The 18,114-nt window shown below is 62.6% G+C and carries 15 protein-coding genes; 13 read left to right on the top strand and 2 right to left on the bottom strand.

The window, feature by feature from the left end:
* The first annotated feature begins 2 nt into the window (after positions 1-2).
* Entirely contained in the window at positions 3-863 is an 861-nt protein-coding gene (locus ARC39_RS20855; RefSeq protein ID WP_068117362.1) for an ABC transporter permease, read from the top strand.
* A 7-nt stretch (positions 864-870) separates the two neighbouring features.
* Positions 871-2,172 (top strand): NAD(P)/FAD-dependent oxidoreductase, encoded by a 1,302-nt coding sequence (locus tag ARC39_RS20850; protein ID WP_068117359.1) that lies wholly within the window; start codon positions 871-873, stop codon positions 2,170-2,172.
* A 9-nt stretch (positions 2,173-2,181) separates the two neighbouring features.
* Here ARC39_RS20850 and ARC39_RS20845 read toward each other — a convergent pair whose 3' ends face one another.
* Positions 2,182-3,546 carry an FAD-dependent oxidoreductase gene (locus ARC39_RS20845; RefSeq protein WP_201455784.1) on the bottom strand — a complete coding sequence of 455 codons (1,365 nt, stop codon included), beginning with the start codon at positions 3,544-3,546 and terminating at the stop codon, positions 2,182-2,184.
* 310 nt (positions 3,547-3,856) lie between these two features.
* Here ARC39_RS20845 and ARC39_RS20840 point away from each other — a divergent pair, with 310 nt between their 5' ends.
* From ARC39_RS20840 to ARC39_RS20810, 7 genes are all read left to right on the top strand, one after another.
* Positions 3,857-4,711, top strand: a complete 855-nt coding sequence (locus ARC39_RS20840) for a MurR/RpiR family transcriptional regulator (protein WP_068117357.1) — start codon at positions 3,857-3,859, stop codon at positions 4,709-4,711.
* 163 nt (positions 4,712-4,874) lie between these two features.
* The gene (locus ARC39_RS20835; protein WP_236545323.1) at positions 4,875-6,464 is read left to right on the top strand and encodes an ABC transporter substrate-binding protein; all 1,590 of its coding nucleotides are present in this window, start codon (positions 4,875-4,877) and stop codon (positions 6,462-6,464) included.
* A 67-nt stretch (positions 6,465-6,531) separates the two neighbouring features.
* Positions 6,532-7,452: an ABC transporter permease gene (locus tag ARC39_RS20830; protein ID WP_068117350.1), complete on the top strand. Its 921-nt coding sequence runs from the start codon at positions 6,532-6,534 to the stop codon at positions 7,450-7,452.
* On the top strand, positions 7,452-8,345 hold the full coding sequence (gene nikC / locus ARC39_RS20825; protein WP_068117347.1) for a nickel transporter permease: 894 nt from the start codon (positions 7,452-7,454) through the stop codon (positions 8,343-8,345). The genes ARC39_RS20830 and nikC overlap by 1 nt, the downstream gene beginning before the upstream one ends.
* Entirely contained in the window at positions 8,342-10,084 is a 1,743-nt protein-coding gene (locus ARC39_RS20820; protein ID WP_068117342.1) for an ABC transporter ATP-binding protein, read from the top strand. The genes nikC and ARC39_RS20820 overlap by 4 nt, the downstream gene beginning before the upstream one ends.
* Positions 10,081-11,016, top strand: coding sequence for a DUF6963 family protein (locus tag ARC39_RS20815; RefSeq protein WP_068117340.1), 936 nt, complete (start codon positions 10,081-10,083; stop codon positions 11,014-11,016). The genes ARC39_RS20820 and ARC39_RS20815 overlap by 4 nt, the downstream gene beginning before the upstream one ends.
* The gene (locus tag ARC39_RS20810; protein WP_068117336.1) at positions 11,013-12,461 is read left to right on the top strand and encodes an N-acyl-D-amino-acid deacylase family protein; all 1,449 of its coding nucleotides are present in this window, start codon (positions 11,013-11,015) and stop codon (positions 12,459-12,461) included. The genes ARC39_RS20815 and ARC39_RS20810 overlap by 4 nt, the downstream gene beginning before the upstream one ends.
* Positions 12,462-12,691: 230 nt before the next feature.
* Here ARC39_RS20810 and ARC39_RS20805 read toward each other — a convergent pair whose 3' ends face one another.
* Entirely contained in the window at positions 12,692-13,429 is a 738-nt protein-coding gene (locus ARC39_RS20805) for a GntR family transcriptional regulator (protein WP_078059386.1), read from the bottom strand.
* Positions 13,430-13,594: 165 nt separating this feature from the next.
* Here ARC39_RS20805 and ARC39_RS20800 point away from each other — a divergent pair, with 165 nt between their 5' ends.
* From ARC39_RS20800 to ARC39_RS20785, 4 genes are all read left to right on the top strand, one after another.
* A complete protein-coding gene (locus ARC39_RS20800; RefSeq protein ID WP_068117333.1) occupies positions 13,595-14,464 on the top strand; it encodes an SMP-30/gluconolactonase/LRE family protein in 870 nt (289 codons plus the stop codon).
* Between the two features lie 28 nt (positions 14,465-14,492).
* Positions 14,493-15,527 carry a sugar ABC transporter substrate-binding protein gene (locus ARC39_RS20795; RefSeq protein ID WP_068117330.1) on the top strand — a complete coding sequence of 345 codons (1,035 nt, stop codon included), beginning with the start codon at positions 14,493-14,495 and terminating at the stop codon, positions 15,525-15,527.
* Positions 15,528-15,612: 85 nt separating this feature from the next.
* The gene (locus ARC39_RS20790; RefSeq protein ID WP_068117327.1) at positions 15,613-17,124 is read left to right on the top strand and encodes a sugar ABC transporter ATP-binding protein; all 1,512 of its coding nucleotides are present in this window, start codon (positions 15,613-15,615) and stop codon (positions 17,122-17,124) included.
* Positions 17,121-18,098 carry an ABC transporter permease gene (locus ARC39_RS20785; protein WP_068117324.1) on the top strand — a complete coding sequence of 326 codons (978 nt, stop codon included), beginning with the start codon at positions 17,121-17,123 and terminating at the stop codon, positions 18,096-18,098. The genes ARC39_RS20790 and ARC39_RS20785 overlap by 4 nt, the downstream gene beginning before the upstream one ends.
* The last annotated feature ends 16 nt before the right edge of the window (positions 18,099-18,114 follow it).

Raw genomic sequence — 18,114 nt, 5'->3', positions numbered from 1 at the left:
GAATGGCACGGGCAAACTCCAGCAAGGCGCTCATGGTCGGCTACCGGGCCTATGTGGTGGCATTTTTCGTTTTCCTGGCTGCACCACTCGTCGCTGCCGGAAGCTTCGCCTTCAATGACTCGCTATTCCCGGCGCTGCCCTGGCAGGGCTTCACGCTCGACTGGTTCTTCAACGATACGGAACCAAAGCTTGGCATGTTCCATGACCGGCGGCTGTTGCGCGGGCTCTACTATTCCTTCGTCATCGCGATCATGGTCTCGACGCTGTCGGTTGCGGTCGGCACAACGAATGCCTTTCTCTTCGTCCGCCGGGAGTTTCCGTACAAGAACTTCTTCTACATTCTGATGATCGTGCCGCTGGTCATCCCCGGTGTGATCCTTGGTATCTCGATCCTGGTCTTTGCCAGCAACATCGCCAACGGTACCTACGACCGTTTCGGTATCGAACTGGAGCTCCTGAGACCGGGGATCTTCCTGGTGGTGCTGGGGCAATTCTCGTTCATCACCACGATTACGTCGCTCGTCATCACTGCGCGGCTGCGCAAGTTCGATATCTCGCTCGAAGAGGCGGCGCTCAACCTCGGCGCTGGACGCGCACGCGTATTGCGCACCATCACGCTTCCCTTCTTGCGGCCGGCAATGATCGCATCCGGAATCGTCGCCTTCCTGGTGTCGTTCGAGAATTTCAACACGACGTTGTTCCTCGTGGGCTCCGAGAGCCCGCTGACCATCACCATGTACGATCGGATGGCCAAGGTCGGATCGACACCGGTACTGAACGCTGTGTCTTTCTTCCTGATGGTCGGGTCGGGGCTGCTGGCGCTGATCTCCGTCGCGATCCAACGCCCGAACCCGTCCGAGTAGACACTCCATGGCACATGGGCCGGCCTTCGCGGAGAACTACAGACCCGTTCCCTATTGGTGGGAGGCTGCGCCTCCCGACACATCCGCCGGGGATGCCCTGCCACCAGAGGCGGATGTCGCGGTGGTGGGGTCGGGCTATACTGGTCTCCATGCTGCGCTGCAGTGCGCATGGGCAGGGCGCGCCACGGTGATCCTGGAAGCGGAAGTGCCGGGCTGGGGTTGCAGCACTCGCAATGGCGGGCAGGTTTCCACCAGTGTGAAGCCCTCCTTCGCGGAACTCTCCGCACGTCAGGGCCCGGAGATCGCCGAGGCGATCCTGCGCGATGGCCAGGCGTCGCTCGATTTTACCGAGAGGTTCATTGTCGAAAACGAGCTCGACGCCGATTTTCGCGTGGTCGGCCGGTTTCACGGCGCGCACATGGCAGCGAGTTACGAGCGACTCGCTCGCGAAATTGCTGGAACCAACCCGGCCTTCCGGACCAACGCCTACATGGTGACAAAACGGGAGATGGCGACGGAACTCGGAACGGACGCGTATTTCGGCGGCGCGGTCTTTCCCCGGCACGCGAGCCTCGACCCGGGAAAGTACCACAGGGAATTGCTGAGGCTTTGCCGTGACGCTGGCGTGCAGATCGTGCCGAAGTGCCGGGTGACGGAATTGGAGCGCCAGGCCACCGGCTTCCGGCTGCGCACGGAAAATGGCGCGCTGCGGGCCGGGCGGGTCGTCCTCGCCACCAACGGTTACAGCGGCCCGCTGTCGCCCTGGCACCGGCGGAGGGTGGTCCCGATCGGCTCCTACGTGATCGCGACCGAACCCGTGACCGCCGCGTTGATGGACCGGCTTTTTCCCACCGACCGGGTCCTTTCAGACACCCGCAAGCTGGTTTACTACTACCGTCCCGCACCGGACCGGAGCCGGGTTCTGTTCGGTGGGCGTGTTTCCTTGACGGAGTCCAATCCGGACAGGACCGGTCCGGTCCTGCTGGCGGAGTTGGCCCGGCTTTTCCCCGCGCTGGACGGAACCCGGCTCAGCCATTCCTGGAGCGGCACCGTGGCCTACAGCTTTGACACGCTGATGCACACCGGTGAGGATGCCGGGCTTTACCACGCTATGGGATACTGCGGCTCCGGCGTCGGCATGGCAGGCTATCTCGGCATGAAAACCGGCCGCCGCGCCGCCGGGCTCGATGGGGGCGAAACCGCTTTCGACCGTATCCCCTATCCCACGCGGCCCTTCTACCGCGGATCGCCCTGGTTCCTGGCCCCCTCCGTGCTCGTTTACCGGATTCGGGATCGGTTCGGCTGGTAGTGGCCGGCGTCAATGAATGCGCACGCCCTGGCGCTTGAGTTCGGATTGAACCGCCGCCAGATCGACTTCGCCGAAGTCGCGGTTCGATTTGACCGCCTGTGCCGCCGCGACGCCCGCTGCCTGGCCAACGACCGCGCAGCAGGACATGTTCCGCGTCGCCGCGTGGGAGATCCGGTCGCCGCCTGTCGACCGCCCGGCCACCAGCAATCCCCTTATCTTCTTCGGCAGCATCGACCGGTACGGAAGCTGCATGTAGCGCCCTGTGGTGGGGAGGATCAGGATACCGTAGCCGTCGATGAACTCGGGGTAGATCCCGATGGAATCCTCGAACCGACCCTGTTCGCGAACATCGGTCTCGGTCATATTGTAGGCCGCGTCGATCTTGCGGGTGTCACGGATTCCGATGGTCATGCCGAAATTTCTCAACCGCGCCTGACCGCAACCGGGCATGAAGCGCCGAAGCGCCTCGATTGCCAGCATTGCCTGCCGACGGCCCTCGATTTCGCCGCGGGTCAGGCTGTCCGGGTCGGTCCCGTCAACCTCGTCGAGGTGGATCAGGTTCATGTAGGTCAGCTCCCCGGTGTCATGCATCGCGCCCCAGGTTCCGGCGATGGTGTTCAGATGGGGCGGGATCAACCCTTCCTCGATCGCTCGGTCGAACGGTTTCTTGATGAAGGGCGAGAACATGTCGTCCTCCTTGCCGGAGGTCTCGATGGTCCATTCGCCGCCGCCACCCCAGTCCCGGTAGGTCTGCGGATCGGCCTTGATCCCTTCCATGAAGGCGCGTTTGTCGACGCCGGCGAGGTGGAACATCACCGAGGCCGCCATCATCGATTCACGGGGTGTCATATGGGTCGGTGCCCCGGCGCGATGGGCCACGTCGGCATCGCCCGTCGCGTCGATGACCAGTTTGGCGAGGATGGCCTCTCGTCCGGCCTTGGATTCGGTAATGATGCCGATGACGCGATCACCGTCCATCACCGGCGCAACGAACTGGCGGTGCAGCATTGGCTGGATCCCGGCCTCCTCAACGAGACGGTCGGCGACGATCTTGAAGCCCTCGCTGTCGAGTTCGTAGCTGAGCGACTGGCTTTCCGGAACGGCCGCGCCCATCTCCTGCGCGCGCGTTTCAAACTCGCGCCCAATGCCGCCAGCCTCGACCGTCGCTTCGTGCCGGTACCACGCAAACCCCTCGACCCCGACGGCGGTGATATTGCCTCCGAAACAACCAAACCTCTCGACGAGGGCCACATCGACACCTGCCCTCGCGGCGGCTAGCGCGGCCGCGAGCCCTCCGGGCCCCGAGCCGACAACGATGACATCGGTTTCGACGACGACATTCACACGGCGGGCAGGTTCGGTGATCTGGCGCATCAGGTAGCTTCCCATTTCCGGCGTTACGGTCGGTGTTGGTTCGTCGGCACAGTACAGACGGAGACCACGTATCGCCACAAGGGCGTTTTTTGGCACAATAGCGTGCGCCGAAGGAAAGCGGTCTCGTCGGATCTCGCGACGACGCAACGCGAGCCATTGCAGCACGTTCTTGAGAACCGCGAGAATTTTGGCTTGGCGGTCGGACGCGAACCAGATGACCAAACGCTCGTTGCAGCATGAGTGGACTGTATCTCTTCACTCGGAGTACGAATGAACGGAAGCGGCCACGACGTGTAACACGGCGATACCCATGGCAAATACCCTGCACATCGCTCAGCGTTTGCTGACTGTCTATGAAATGATGCCACGCGGGGAGCGCCGGTTGGCAGACCTGCTGCTTGAGGATGTGGGTGTCGTCAGCCATGTCACGGCCAGCGATCTTGCGGATCAGGCAGGGGTTTCCAAGGCGACCGCTGCCCGCTTGTTCCGGCGCCTTGGATACGCCGGTTACCGGGACGCGCAGCGGGAAGTTCGGGAAGAAAACGCCAATGCGAGGGTCACACCAAAGGTACCAGCGCTCGAAGGAGGTTCCCTCTCGCCCGGTGAATACCTCGATGCGGAGGTGAAACACCTGGTGCGGACATTCGAGACGCTGCCCGCCGACCAGGTAACAGTCGCGGTGCGCATGCTGTGCGAGGCCGAGAAACTCTGGGTCGTCGGATTTGGAGAGGACTATCCGCTTGCACTCTTCGCGCGGGCGATGCTGATCCGCGTGTTCCCTGACATCAGGATGATCCCTCTCAGTGGATTTCCAGTTCCGGAGGAATTCGCCTCGATCAGGGCGACCGATGCGGTTCTCGCATTCGGCGTCGGGCGTCGCAGCGCCGAGTTGCGGAATGTTATCGGATCCTCCCGGCGCGCTGGCGCGAAGATCGTGCTCGTGACGAGTACGATGGCTGCCGGAGACAAGCGGGGTGCCGATGTGATCCTGCGCGGGCGGTCCGACGGTCCGACTCTGTTCGGATCCATGACGGCGACACTCAGCCTCGTCACGTATCTTTGCGCCCGAATCGCGATGGAGACAGGTGATTCTGCGAAGCAGCGGCTCCAGTACATTGAATCGATCCATTCACAATGGGCTGAAGAAAGCAGCAAGCGCGAGTGACCGCGTTTCAGCACTGCGGGCTTTGGTTCGAATTGGATCGGGAAGAAGAGTCAATTTTGAAAAAATGAAAATCACTTGTGAAAAATTGCTTGTGACTTCGGGCGGGTGAACAAGAGCTTTTCCATCAGGAGCGTCTCCGGAAGAGGCGCCGCGAAGAGAACTGATGGAGGTGATGCCGATGGAAATACGATTGCTTCGAGACGTTTGGCGACCGCCGGTACTTGGTGCCGCGCTCGCCGGGACGATGGCCCTTGGAGGAGCCTGCGCGACCGCACAGGAACTCGTCTGGGCCCGATATGGCGACATTGACAGCCTCGATCCGCACCGCGCGACGAGCACCTTGTCGATGCAGGTCTGGGACCAGATCTACGACACGCTCCTGGCCTTCGACATGGACGGCAACCCGCAGCCCAACCTCGCATCGGGCAATGAGGCGAGCGAGGACGGGCTGGTCTATACCTTCACGCTGAACGAAGGAATCATGTGCCATGACGGCACGCCTTTCGACGCCAACGACGTCAAGTTCACCATCGACCGCGCTTTCGGCGACACTCCCAGCCTGACGAAGACCAGTTGGGGGCCGATTTCCGATGTCACGGTCGTCGACGACCTGACGGTGCAAGTCACGCTGGAAAGCAAATTCGGTGCCTTCCTGCCGTTCCTCGCAGATAGTTTCTCGTCGATGGTCTGCGACACCAATACCGCAGACACGTTCGGGTCCTCCACGGCGATCGGCAGCGGACCATTCAAGCTCGTTGAATGGGTAAAGGGGGACGAGATCGTTCTCGACGCGAACCCCGACTTCAAGAATTTCGGCAAACCGGTGGAAAACGCCGGCCCGCCGATGTTCGACCGGCTGATCGTCCGCACCGTTCCAGAGCCGCAGACGCGCCTTGCAGCGCTGCGCACCGGCGAGGTGCAGATCGCCGAGCCGCCCTTTGATGACATCGAGGCAATCAAGTCCGAAGGCGAACTCGACATCGTCGTCGCCGACAATACTGGCCAGAACGTGTTCTGGGAGTTCACGATCTCCCGACCGCCGTTCGACGATATTCGCGCGCGTCAGGCGGTGGCCTACGCAACCGATGCACAGATGGCGATCGACATCATCTACGGCGGGTTGAGCCAGCGGGAATGGTGCCCGATTGCTCGCGGCGTTTTCGGCAACGACCAGGAATTCTGCAAGCAATTCGGCTACGAATACAATCCCGAGAAGGCAATGGAACTGCTGGCCGAGATGGGCTTTGGGCCGGATAATCCGCTCGAGACGACGATGTTCGTCTGGACCGGGGGTAACCGCCACAAGCTGGCCGAGATCTTCCAGGCGCAACTCGCGCAGGTCGGTATCAAGGCCGCCATCGAGATCATGGACATCGGCACCATGAACGCACGGGTGAAGGAGCAGAACGAGAGTCCGGATGACCCGTCTCCCGGTACCTTCGACATGATGACCTGGTCCTGGTACGATCCGGACATCCTCTACCAGCTATGGCACTCGCCGGGCGCCTATTCCGGCTTCCAGACGCCCGAGCTTGACGCGATGCTTGAGGAAACCCGCACCACAATCGAGCCCGAAGCGCGTTTGGAGAAGGTGCAGGCGGTCATCCAGTACCTGATGGAGAATGCCGCACATGTTGGCCTCTACACGCCCGGCTGGGAATGGGTCTTTGCGGTGCGGCCCGAAGTCGAGGGCTTCAAGATCGGCCCCTTCCTGCATCCGATCTTCCTTGACGTGACGCTCGAGGAAGGCTGAGCGTCCTCCCGGTGTCCGGCTGCTCCCGCCGGGTACCGGGAGTTCCCCCTCCGTGAAGGACTTCCCAATGGCCAGGTTCATCCTCCAAAGGCTCATGGCTGCACTTGTGACGATCTGGATCGCGACCATCGCGGTGACTATCCTGATCCACCTCGTGCCGGGCGATCCGGTGCGGATCATGTACGGCAGTTTCCAGACGACGCCCGAAGAGCTAGAGGCGATCCGCGTCAGGCTGGGCCTCGACCAGCCGATCTGGCGGCAATACCTGATGTACCTGGGTCGTCTACTGCACGGGGATTTCGGCAATTCCATCGTCGGCGATCAGCCGGTCATTGATATCCTGATGACCCGTTTCCCTTCGACGCTTGCCCTCACGCTGTCGAGTCTGTTCATCGCTGTGGTGGTCGGCATGAGCCTCGGCTTTCTTGCGGCCTACAAGCGCGGGACGTGGGTCGACGTCAGCGCGATGGTGTTGGCCATCGTCGGGGTGTCGATGCCGCATTTCTGGCTCGGGCTGCTGCTGCTCTTCCTCTTCGCGCTACAGCTTCAGTGGCTGCCTGTTGCGGGCGGAGACTGGCGCAGCCTGATCCTGCCGGCGCTCACGCTCGGCCTCGCCAACGCCGCGGTGCTGGCGCGCCTGACCCGGTCGGCGATGATCGACATCTTCGATCAGGATTTCGTCCGCACCGCGCACGCCAAGGGCTTGCCGAAATCCATTGTTCTCTATCGTCACGCGCTGCGTTCCGGGCTGGTGCCAGTGGTGTCGATGCTCGGGCTGCAATTCGCCTATCTCATGGGAGGCGCGATCGTGGTCGAGAACGTCTTTGCCTGGAATGGGGTAGGGCGGCTTGCCATCGAGGCGGTCTTCGCCCGCGACTACCCGCTGATCCAGGGGTTCATCCTGTTTTTCGCAATCATCGTCGCGCTGGCATCGGTCGTCATCGATGTTGCCTATGCCTTCCTCGATCCTCGAATCCGGTATTCCTGATGGTACATGGCACCACGGCAGAGCTGGCCGACGATCTGGCCACCAACGGCTCGGCTCGCTCGCGCGGTTTCTGGCGCGCTTTGCTGGCAAGTCCTTCCGGGATGATCGGCCTCGCCATCGTCGGACTGCTTGTTTTTAGCGCGCTCGCCGCGCCCTTGCTCGCCCCCTTCGACCCACTTCGCATGGCCGCCGGACCAAGGCTCGACCCGCCGTCGGCCGCGCACTGGATGGGTACCGACGATTTCGGCCGCGACGTGTTGAGCCGCATCATCTACGGCGCCCGTCTCACCCTGCAGATTGGCGTCATCGCGGTGGGCATCTCGCTCACATGCGGCCTGCTGCTGGGGCTGGTCGCGGGCTATTCCTCGGGATGGACGGAGCGGATCCTGATGCGGCTGGTCGACGTGCTGTTCTCCTTCACCGAGATCGTCATCGCGCTGGCCTGCCTCGCGATCTTCGGGGTCGGTCTGACCAACGCAATGATCGCCATCGGCATCGCCTCGATCCCGTTTTATGCGCGGGTGACACATTCGGTGGTGCTGGTCGAAAAGGGCAAGCCCTATTTCGAAGCCGCCATCGCGGCCGGGGCGGGGCATGGCCGCCTCATCTTCCTGCACTTGCTACCGAACGTCATCCCGACGCTGATCGTTATCGGCACGCTTGGCGTCTCCACCGCCGTTCTCGCCGCCGCCGGCCTCAGCTTCCTCGGCCTCGGGGCGCAGCCGCCGCAACCGGAATGGGGCTTCATGTTGTCCTCCTCACGCGACCTGATATCCCGCGCGCCCTGGATGATGATCTTTCCCGGCCTCGCCATCGCCATCACCGTATTGGGGTTCAACCTGCTGGGCGATGGTGTGCGCGAGGCCCTTGACCCGAGGCAGCGCCAGCGATGACCACGACGCACCAGACAGGCCCGATCCTCTCGGTTCGCGACCTCACCGTCTCCTTTGGTCGCGGCGCCGGCCGCAACATCGCCGTCCAGGACCTCTCGTACGACCTGCTGCCGGGCGAGACGCTGGCGATTGTCGGCGAGAGCGGCTCTGGCAAGAGTGTGTCCTCGATGGCGCTGCTCGGCCTGCTGCCGCCGCGTTCGGCCAATGTCGAATCCGGCACCGCCATGTTCCAGGACAAGGACCTGCTGAGCCTGCCGGACGCACAGTTGCGCGGGCTGCGCGGCGACCGGATCACCATGATCTTCCAGGAGCCGATGACCTCGCTGACGCCGGTGCTGCGGATCGGACGGCAGCTGACCGAGGCGCTGATCGAGCACAAGGGCATGGGCCAGGCCGACGCCAATGCAAGGGCAAGGGAAATGCTTGCGCTGGTCGGGTTGGACGAGGTGGATCGCCGGATGCGCCAGTTCCCGCACGAATTGTCGGGCGGGATGCGGCAGCGGGTGATGATCGCCATGGCAATGGCGGCGGACCCGGCAATTCTGATCGCCGACGAGCCCACGACCGCGCTCGACGTGACCGTTCAGGCGCAGATCCTTGACCTGATGCGTGACCTGCAAAGCCGATTTGGAACCTCAATCATCCTCATCACACACGATATGGGCGTGGTGGCCGAGATGGCTGACCGCGTGGTTGTCATGAACCGGGGCCGGAAGGTTGAGGAAGGTCCGGTTGCCGACATTTTCTCCAACCCACAGGATCATTACACCCGCAAGCTGCTCGATGCCGTTCCCCGGCTTGGTGCCTATGCGACGGCTGCGGCACCCCGAAGTGTCGTCGACAAGCCGACCCCGGTCGGCAAGTCGCTGGTGCACACCGAGGGGATGAACAAAACCTTCCACGAAGGCGGCTGGTTTTGGAAGAAGGGCGGCGGGACGGCCGCCATGCAGGACGTCGGCTTCGACTTGAATGCGGCCGAGACGTTGGCGATCGTTGGAGAGAGCGGCTCGGGAAAGTCCACCACAGGGCGGGCCGTGCTGCGCCTGCTGGAACTCGACAGCGGCACCGTGATCGTCGACGGGATGGACGTGCGGGGCTACGGCAAGGCGGGCCTCCGGCAGGCACGGCGCCAGATGCAGATGATCTTCCAGGATCCGTTCGCCTCCCTCAACCCGCGTATCAGCGCCGGGCGGCTCGTCGCCGAGCCGATGGTGATCCACGGGCTCGCTTCGGGCGGCGAATTGCAGGACCGTGTCGAGGAGTTGTTTCGCCGAGTGGGGCTGGAAGCCGATCACATCCGCCGCTTCCCACACGAGTTTTCCGGCGGGCAGCGGCAGCGCCTGTCGATTGCCCGCGCGCTCTCGGTCAACCCGAAGCTGATCGTGGCCGACGAGCCGACCTCTGCCCTCGACGTCAGCGTCCAGGCGCAGGTGTTGGAACTCATGCTTGAACTCCAGCAGAGTCTCGGGCTCGCCTACCTGTTCATCAGCCACGACATGGCCGTGGTCGAGGAAATGGCCCACCGCGTCGCCGTCATGCGACGCGGTCGGATCGTGGAGATCGGGCCTCGCAAGGCAGTGCTCAACGACCCGCAGCACGCCTATACCCGCGCGCTTCTGGCAGCGGTGCCGGTGCCGGATCCGGACCGGACGCGCGGCACATTGCCGGTGATCGATGCCGGCACACTACCAATGGGTGCTCTGGCAGAGGTGGCGCCCGACCATTTGGTGGCGCAGTGACAATCGGGATTGCGGTCTACGGACAGGGCGCGGTCCGCGCGGCGTTGGCCGGACTCGGCGTGGTGGAAGCGGTTGGTAGGGGTGCAATCGGTGGATTTGTCAGCCTCAGCGCGCTTACCCCCGATGGTCAGGTCAGGAACCTCGACACGCAGAGAGGCGGCGCAAAAGCACTGCTCGCCTCGACAGAGCGAGCGGCGTTGACTTCTGCCAGACATGCCGTCCTGATGTCTTCCGGTCCGGATCGTCCGGAACCGCTGTCGCAGTTCACGCCAGCCGATCCTGCGGCCGGTTTGATGACGGGGCATCGGTTGCCGAACATGCCGGGGCCGGATGGCAAGCCTCCGAACTTGGTCGCGCTGGAAGCCATGGCAGATGGAGCTTCGCCCGAGGCGGCAATCAATACCGCACTCTCGCCATTTCCGAACCTCGACGCCGGATTGATCGCAATGAACCGGAGTGGCAAAATCGCGATTGGCAATTCGGTGTCGGTCGATGCGCGGGCCGATATCGGATCCGCATTGGTGTCGGATGCGTCGACGGGGCTGTCTATCGGTGTCCTGCACAATTCGATCTTCCCACACCGTACCTTGGCACAGCTTGCTGTGTCAGCGATCATCGACTGTGTCATGCCCGCTGACATTTCCGACCACTGCAGCAGTGTAGCCGGGCTGGAAGTGCGCAATGGTGCAATGCTGCGTGCTTTGGTCATCGACCCCCGGTTCAACCGTCCAATTGCGTTTCAGGCATCCGATGCCATTTGGCGTCGCCACGAGTGGGAGGGCTGCCCGGTGCGCCGGGGCGACCCGGTTCTAGCCGATGGTCGCGTGGTGGGCAGGATCGTGCAGGAGGCGTATTGTATTCTGCGCGACGGAATTGTGGTGGGAACGCGGGGCGGCGAAACCGTCTCCTGGGTCAAAGGCGATCGGCGATGAGTGGTGATTTCGAATGCGATATGTTGATCCGCGACGCGCTGGTTTTCGACGGTTCGGGTGAAGATCCCGTACGTGCCGATGTTGCGGTGGCGGGGGATCGGATCGTTCAGGTCGGTCCCGACCTATCGCTGTCGCGGCGCGAGGCGATAGATGCATCCGGATACGCCCTCGCACCCGGTTTCATCGACGTGCATACCCACGATGATGCCGCAGCGATGGCGCGGGACACCATCCTGCCGAAGCTGAGCCAGGGTGTCACTACGGTTGTGACCGGAAACTGCGGGATAAGTCTCGGCCCGACCCCGCTTCGTCGCCGGGAGGTACCGGTGCCACCGCTCGACCTGATCGCGACAGCCGAGGAATACAGATACGAGAGTTTCGGTGATTTCCTGGACGCGCTACGCCTTGCAGGGCCGGCGGTCAATGTGGCTCCGCTGGTCGGGCACACCGTTCTGCGGGCGCGGGCGGTTGACGATTTGACCGGCCCGGCCTCGGCGGACGAGATCGCGGCCATGCGAGACGATCTCGATGCCGCGTTGAGGCAGGGCGCCATTGGCCTTTCAACCGGCCTTGCCTACCCGCCGGCGAAGGCAACGGCCACCGATGAACTCCTCGCACTCGTCACCGACGTCGCCAATGCCGGGCGACTTTGGACGACGCACATGCGCGACGAGCGAACCGGAGTCGTTTCGGCGGTGGCCGAGACCATCGACATCGCACGCCGCAGCGGTGCGCGGACATTGATCTCGCATCACAAGTGTTGCGGCGAGGCGGCCTTCGGCTTGTCACGCACGACGCTGGCGATGATCGACGCGGCGCGTCAGGAAATCCGTCTCGACGTCGATGTCTACCCGTATACGGCCAGTTCTACGGTCCTGATCGATAGTTTCGCCCGAGACAGCCGTACAGTGACCGTAAGCTGGTCCGATCCGCATCCAGAAATGACCGGTCGTGACCTGAAGGATGTGGCGGCGGACTGGGGCGTGGACCCGTCGACCGCGCTGGAACGGCTGACGCCGGGAGGGGCCATTTATCACCAGATGGACGATGATGACCTGGAACGGATTCTGGCATGGCCGCCATCACTTGTCGGCTCCGACGGGTTGCCGCGCGACCGGCGACCGCATCCTCGCCTGTGGGGCGCCTTCCCGCGGGTTCTGGGACGCTACGTGCGGGACAGATCGCTACTGACATTGTCGTCGGCGGTAGCCAAGATGACGGGCCAGACGGCGGCAGTTCTCGGTCTTTCCGATCGTGGCAAGATCAAAGTTGGGGCAGCTGCCGATCTCGTCCTTTTTGATCCTGCCCGCATCAGGGATGCGGCGAACTATGATACACCCACAGCGCCGGCGGAGGGCATCCTGAGGGTCTACGTCAACGGACGCATCGCGTTCATGCCGGACGCCGACGTGACGACCAACACTGGCACCGTTCTGAGTGCGTGACCGGCGGGTGCAGGTGCGAATGGTTGCACGAGGGAGCGGAGCGTGCGCACGCAATGTCAACGTAACAGGGTTTGTGGCGTGCCAGCTCCGCGCAATTCTGTCCCGTCACCGGGGCGGCGGAGGGGTAGGCGCGATGCCAATAGGCCTCGACTGACAGCCTGCCGGAGAGGAGATTTGCCTGATCGTCCAGGTGGAGATCATCGCGCCGGACTTCGCCATCGTGGCTGCGTTCACGAAGATGGACGTTTCGGTGCACTTCGGACGACGAAAGGTGCCGGTTCGTTGCCGCGAAGTGGCGGAGCATCTGCGACGGCGATATCGTCGACGGTCGCCGCGTAGCTGTGCCGGGTGCGCCCGATGTGGCGAAGCAGCGTCTTGTCGACGTCCTCAAACTGACGGTTACGGAGCGCCGCCAGCAACGCAACATGCTCCTCAAAGGAAAGTTTGGTGTGCATAGGCTTGGCGGCAAGGTGCGTCCGTAGCGCTGCGATCTTTCCGGCATAGCGTTCGTAGCTATCGCGAAGGTAGCTGTTCTCGCAGTGGCGGAAGGCCGCGGCATGGAACTCGGTGTCCAATGCCAGGTAGGCCGGAATCTCATTCGCCGAGATCTTCCGATCCATTTCTCCGACAATACGTCCGATGTCTGCAATGTAGGCATCCGGGTTGCGCTCTATTGCGAGTTTCACCGCAGCGGATTCAATCGCGATCCGGAAGTCGCATATTTCAATGACCTCGCGGGCGCTGAGCGAAAAGACATACGCGCCCTTGCGCGGTTCGACCATCACGAGACCTTCAGTGCGCAATTGCGCAAGCGCTTCGCGTACCGGAGTCTTAGAAACGCTAAGCTGTTCGGCCAACTGGCGTTCGGAAAGCGCGGCACCAAGTTCGAGTTTTCCCGAGACAATCTCGTTCCTCAGGTGCTCAAGAACGCTCTCGGTCAGACTTTTCGGTTTCTCGAAGCGTTCCATGGCAGGCGTCTCCTCCGTCGCATCCCTGCTTGTTAGCCCAGCTTCGGTTCAGCTTCCACTGCGCCCCGAACTGGCCTATTGACTGCCGTATCATATCTGATATATCACATATCAGCAACTGCGGAACAGGAGTTATTTCTGCCTCAGTTCAGGGAGGAACCGGGAATGCTGGCTGAGCTGGTGTTGGACTGCCAGAACCACCATGGCGAGGGTCTGTACTACAATCCTGCCGATGACCGGCTGTGGTGGACGGATATCGAGGGCAGGGCGCTCTGGTCCTTCGATCCCGTCTCTGGAGACTCGGCAAAGATCGATATGCCGGACCGCGTGTGTTGTTTCGCGCATCGCCAGGGTGGCGGGATGATCGTGGCTTTTGCCGATCGCTTCGCCTTCTTCGACCCGGAGACCGGCGCGCTTGATGAGCTTGGCGCTTTCGAGCCTGGGAACACTGAAACCCGGACCAACGACGGGCGATGCGACCGGCAGGGGCGGTTCATCGTCGGCGGCATGAACGAGGTGTCCGGCAAGGCAGACAGCAGCGTTGTCCGTATCGACGCCGACGGCAGCATCGCCATGTTGATAGACGGTGTCTCCTGTGCCAACTCCACCTGCTTCTCGCCGGATGGACGGACGATGTACTTCACGGACACGCCGGAGCAGACAATCCGTGCATATGAATACGATCCCGAGACAGGGGCGCTCGGCGCGATGAGAATTCTCGCTGACTTTGCCGACGAGCCCGGCATTCCGGACGGTTCTTGCGTGGATGCGGAGGGTGGCGTCTGGAATGCCGAATGGGAAGGGCGCCGCGTCGTGCGCGTTGCGCCGGATGGTTCCATCGATCAGGTTGTCGAAGTTCCGGTGTGGAAGCCGACCTGCTGCGCCTTCGGCGGGCCTGATCTCGACACGCTCTTCATCACAACATCGCGCCTCATGAGTACTCCGGAAGAGATTGCGGCTGAGCCGACGTCGGGCGGCCTTTATGCAGTCAGGCCGGGCGTGCGCGGGCTTATCGATACGCCCTTCGCGGGTTGAACCGAACGTTTCGTCAAGGGAGGAACACATGACGACTTATTCATTCCGTACAATCGCCGGCGTGGCCGCGCTTTTGGCGAGCACTTCGATTGCAGGGGCGGTCGACTACGCGGCACCGCAATCAATGGAGGACGGCGCTCAGGCAGACATGGCGGCGCTGAGCAATGACGGCGACGTTCGCATCGCCTACATGCCTCCGGCGACAGAGTTCAATTACTACATTGCCATCGGAGAAGGCGTGAAGGCGCAGGCCGCCGAGGCTGGCGTAGAGGTCTTCATGCTGGCGCCGCAATCGGGTTCGGACATCAACGGGCAGATGGGCATGATCCAGGATGCGATCACGCAGGACGTGGACGCGATTATCCTGTCCACCCACGACGAGGCAGCCGCTGCGCCGCTCGTGAAGCGGGCCGTTGAAAAGGGCATTGCCGTTGTGATCGTCAATTCCGACATCGGTAATTTCCCGACACCGGTTCATGCCGTCGTCGGCTACTCTCAGCGCAACGGTACTCACAAGATTGGTGAGTATCTCGTCGACAAGGCGGGTGGCGAAGCGCTTCAGGTTGGTGTGATCGAAGGCCTGCCGGGCTATCACTCCACCGAACGCGTGGGCGGCTTCCTCGACGGGATCGAAGGCAGCGAGAACCTGGAGGTCGTGGCCTCGATCGCCGGCGGTTGGAACGTCGAGGGCGGCAACACCGCCGGCATGGACCTGCTTCAGGCAAACCCGGATATCGACGTTCTGTTCGCCGCCAATGATTACATGATCATGGGGGCTGCGCTTGCGGCCAAGGCGCTTGGGAAATCCGACTTGGTATTGCTCGGGAACGATGGCGACACGGCAGCGCTCGAGGAGATCGCCGGCGGAAGCGTAACGGCCACCGTGAACACCACGCCCTTCGTCATGGGACAGATTGCCCTTCAGGTTACGCTCGACTCGCTCGATGGGAATTTCGGGGGCGGATTCGTGGAAACCCCGACGGTTGTGGTCGATGGCGAGAGCGTTCTTCCTGCATTGCAGGATCCCGACAGCCTCTATCCGAAACCGTCCAAGAGTTACTGACGGTTACGAACGGGCGGTCCCTTCCCCCTCCCCGGGGCCGCCCACCAATCCCGATACCAACCTCGAACCGACTGGTGCACGTCCCATGCCTGACCAGACCAAAAGCGCTGTCCCTGTGTGGGAGGTGCGTAATCTGACCAAGAGATTCGCCGGGATCGTCGCAAATGACTCTGTCAGCTTGGTGTTGGAGCGCGGCAAGATCCATGGATTGCTCGGAGAGAACGGCTGCGGGAAGTCGACGCTGATTAAGATGCTCATGGGGGTCTTTCGCCCAAGCGGCGGAGAAATCCTCCGGGACGGTAAACCGGTCACGATTCCCGGCCCTATGGCCGCACGCGCAGCAGGCGTGGCCGCGGTATTCCAGGAGTTCTCGCTGGTGCCGACGCTCACGGTGGCCGAGAACATCTGGCTGGGAAACCTGCCCGGACGGCGCACCAGGGTGGACTGGCAAGCGATGCGCGACAGCGCGACAGAAGTGATGTCGCGCCTGTCGGTCTCCATCGACCCCGAAGCCATCGTGGCGGATCTTTCCGTCGCCGATCAGCAATTGGTCGAGATCGCCAAGGCAATTGCCACCGATGCCAGCATGCTCATTCTTGACGAGCCGACCACGGCCCTCGGTCTCGAAGAGATTCACGAGCTGCATCGGGTTCTCCGTGGTCTGGCCGCACAGAACAAGGCGGTCCTCTACATTTCGCATCGTCTGGATGAGGTGGAAGAGCTGGTCGATTGCGTGACCGTCCTCAAGGACGGTCGTGTTGTGTCCACCGCAGCGGAAACGGAAGTCTCCGTCGAAGCGTTCGTCGCCGCGATGATCGGCGAGGTCTCCAACCACTATCCAAAAACCGTCAATACAAGAGAGGATGTGCTGCTGGAAGCGCACGGCCTTCGTACAGCCAACCGTGTCCGGGATGTCAGCTTCACCGTGCGCGCGGGCGAGGTTTTCGGGCTGGGCGGGGTGCTTGGCTCGGGCCGGACCGAGATAGCGCGGGCCCTGTTCGGGGTCGATCCGCTGCTCGCGGGCACGATCTCGGTCGCTGGAGAGGCGTTGCGGCTGCGCTCACCGGCCGATGCCGTGGCCGCCGGGATCGCGCTGGTGCCCGAGAACCGCAAGTCCGACGGGCTCTTCTTCAACTTCCAGGGGCAGCAGAACATGTCGGTTGCCGCGCTTTCGCGCCTCGGATCGCCGCTGGCGATGCGCCTTCGGGAAGAAACGCGGCTGACGCATGACCTGTATGACCGGCTGGAAGTATCTGCCAGCGCCAAGGATCGTCTGGTTGGGTTGCTGTCGGGCGGCAACCAGCAGAAGATCGTCATCGGCCGCTGGCTCTTTGCCGGTGCCCGCGTTTTCCTGCTCGACGAGCCGACACAAGGGATCGACGTGGGCGCCCGGACAGCCGTCTACAACCTGATAAACGAACTGACGGCGGCCGGGCATGCCGTGGTTCTCATCTCTTCCGACGACAACGAGCTGCTCGCCATGTCTGACCGGATCGGCATCGTCAGTCACGGCCGTCTCGTCGACATTCGCGCCGCCGCCGATGTCAAGAAATCGGACCTTGTCCGCGCATCCTCAAGTCAGGAGGCCGCCGCATGACCGCGCTTCTTCGTTCCCCAGTCATCGCTCCACTCGCAGCGCTGCTGATCGTCACTGCCATCGCGGCGCTGACCACGCCGCGATTTCTCGATGCGGGGAACCTCTCCAACCTTGCCCTGCAGGTCTCCATCGTGGCCATCGTGGCGATCGGCTCGACATTCGTCATCCTGATCGCTGGGATCGACCTCTCACCCGGATCCGCCATCGCGTTGCTGACCATGATCTTTGCCGTCTCGGTCAAGTTCCAGGGTGTGCCACTGCCGCTTGCAATCCTGCTGACGATCGCGCTCGGGGCGGGATTGGGGGCGTTCAACGGTTTCCTGACCGCGTATCTGCGCATCCCGGCCTTTATCACCACGCTGGCGGCGCTATCGGCGTTCAGGGGGATGGCGTTCCTGTTCAACAACGGCTCGCCTGTGTTTTCGGTGCATGATGCGTTGGAAGGGATCTTCTACGGTACCTTCCTCGGCTTGCCGCTGCCGCTCTACTATCTCGTTCTGCTCTACGCGGTGGCGTGGTACGTGCTGCGCTATACCGCCTTTGGGCGTGCACTCTATGCGGTGGGTGGCAATCCGAACGCTGCTGACCTCTCGGGTCTCAAGGTCCGCCGTATACAGTTTTACGCGTTCGTAATCGCCGGGGCTATGGCCGGGATCGGCGCAGTTCTCATGGCCGCACGGCTCAATTCCGGCTCGCCGAATTACGGGGTCGGTCTGGAGCTGTCAGCCATCGCTGCCGCAGTGATCGGCGGCGCGAGCCTCGCAGGCGGGCGCGGAAATATCATCAACACCGTGATCGGCGCGCTGACCATCGTCATCGTCCAGAACGGGCTGAACCTGAACGCCGTGCCGACTTCGGTACAGACCATCGTCATCGGTGCGATCATCGTCACCGCCGTCGGACTCGACATGTGGCGCAACGAAATCGGGGGCGTCTTGCGCGGCCTGGCCGCGACACGCCCCGGGAAATCCTGAAATCAAAGGAGCATAC

The organism is Tropicimonas marinistellae, from assembly GCF_001509585.1.
Classification (GTDB): Bacteria; Pseudomonadota; Alphaproteobacteria; order Rhodobacterales; family Rhodobacteraceae; genus Tropicimonas; species Tropicimonas marinistellae.
Note: the sequence above shows the minus strand (reverse complement) of the source record. Positions and strands in the feature narration are given on the sequence as shown.